This window comes from Candidatus Symbiopectobacterium sp. NZEC135 (assembly GCF_025962695.1).
The window spans coordinates 1-1,462 of record NZ_JAGFPF010000429.1 but is presented as its reverse complement, the minus strand read 5'-3'; the positions used below and the strand labels follow the sequence as shown (position 1 = coordinate 1,462).

The window sequence follows — 1,462 nt, the reverse complement described above, 5'->3', positions numbered from 1 at the left end:
CAGCAGCGGGAAAAGGTAAAGGAACTGGTTCAGGCCACCAGCGGTGTATCCGGGCATGAACGTGTTCGCCGCCAGCGTGAAGTGATGGGTGACGCGAAACCGAAACTCAAAACCCGGAAAGAAATCACGAAAGCCCTTGATGATGCGACCGGCGATTATGCCGCCGCCCTGCGCTGGGTATTGGGTGCCGAGACCACACCAGAGGTGAATAAGTGAACAAAAATACGGTTCTCGATATGTGCTGCGGTTCCCGCATGTTTTGGCTCGACAAGACTGACCAACGCGGTGTGTTCATAGATATCCGCAAGGAAGAACATACGCTTTGTGACGGCCGGAAACTTGTTATCAGCCCAGATGTAATCGCCGATTTCCGCCAGCTACCGTTTGCTGATAATTCGTTCCCGGTTGTGGTGTTCGATCCCCCCCATCTGGAGCGGGCAGGACCAGAGGGTTGGATGCGAAAGAAGTACGGCGTGTTAAAGCACGAAACGTGGAGAAGCGACCTACGCATTGGCTTTACCGAAGCGTTTCGCGTGCTGCGGCCACTCGGTGTTTTGCTGTTCAAGTGGAACGAAACGCAAATTCCCACCAGCCAGATTTTAGCACTGACACCAGAAACTCCAATTATCCGCCAGCGGGTTGGTAAAGGCGACAAAACGCACTGGTTAGTTTTCGTTAAATCGGGGGTTATTCCGGTTGAGGGTGAATAGATGGCTAAAACACAAATGCAGTACGCAAACCGCGCGTGGCGTAAAGAAACCAAAGCACTGGGATGGGATCGTGGCTGGGCTGGCGGAAAGAAAGAATGGAAATCCTTCTGCCGCCACTACGCACAAATAACAGTCGAGGACGGCGGTCAGGTTTTCGATAGTCAAGATGCTGCGGATGAAGCAGTAGCAGAAGAACTTACCTACTGGGACTAAATAACATGAATACTTTGACGAAGGAACGCTTGAATACAATAGCGTCATGGCGAAAAACCTACGGCGATGCTCACAACGTAATGATTCCAGCGCATGAAGCTGAGGAATTGGTATCGCGCCTTCTCGCAGCAGAAGTTGAAGTTACAAGCCTGAAGCGTGAACGCGAAACCATGCACTCTATTGAGTATGTGCGGGGAGTGTTGGCGCGAGCTGCCGAGTTAGAAGCACAACTGGCAACTGGCGTAACGGCAGAGCACCAGCGTGTAATTGGGTTGCTACTCGGCGTTTGTGGTGCCGCGTTCGAGCTTGCTGATGATAGTTGCCAGCAAGAGGTTGATGGCGAGATGTGCCACGTTGCTCCCGAAAATTCATTCCAACGACTTTGTGACTGGTTGGACGAAATTGAGAACACCCTGCCGGACCAGTATGACGACCTGCCAAATACGATACTCCAATGGGGCGCGGTTCCACGTCACGCTCTGCGAGCATTGCTCCAGTCTGGTAACTCTCCGGTCGAGCCAATCCGCTACATGAACCGC

General features: G+C 52.5%; 2 protein-coding genes and 2 pseudogenes. All 4 read left to right on the top strand.

Features of this window, described 5'->3' with window-relative positions:
* A pseudogene (locus J5224_RS27565) lies at nt 1–216 on the top strand (hypothetical protein); the annotation flags it as partial.
* 20 nt (nt 217–236) lie between these two features.
* Nucleotides 237–710: a class I SAM-dependent methyltransferase gene (locus J5224_RS27560; RefSeq protein ID WP_264628321.1), complete on the top strand. Its 474-nt coding sequence runs from the start codon at nt 237–239 to the stop codon at nt 708–710.
* On the top strand, nt 711–923 hold the full coding sequence (locus J5224_RS27555; RefSeq protein ID WP_264628320.1) for a hypothetical protein: 213 nt from the start codon (nt 711–713) through the stop codon (nt 921–923).
* A 5-nt stretch (nt 924–928) separates the two neighbouring features.
* Nucleotides 929–1,462: pseudogene (locus J5224_RS27550) on the top strand (hypothetical protein); the annotation flags it as partial.

Bases quoted from the DNA above. Each gene is read 5' to 3' on its own strand.
- J5224_RS27555 (WP_264628320.1), top strand. From the start codon at position 711: ATGGCTAAAACACAAATGCAGTACGCAAACCGCGCGTGGCGTAAAGAA.
- J5224_RS27560 (WP_264628321.1), top strand. From the start codon at position 237: ATGTGCTGCGGTTCCCGCATGTTTTGGCTCGACAAGACTGACCAACGC.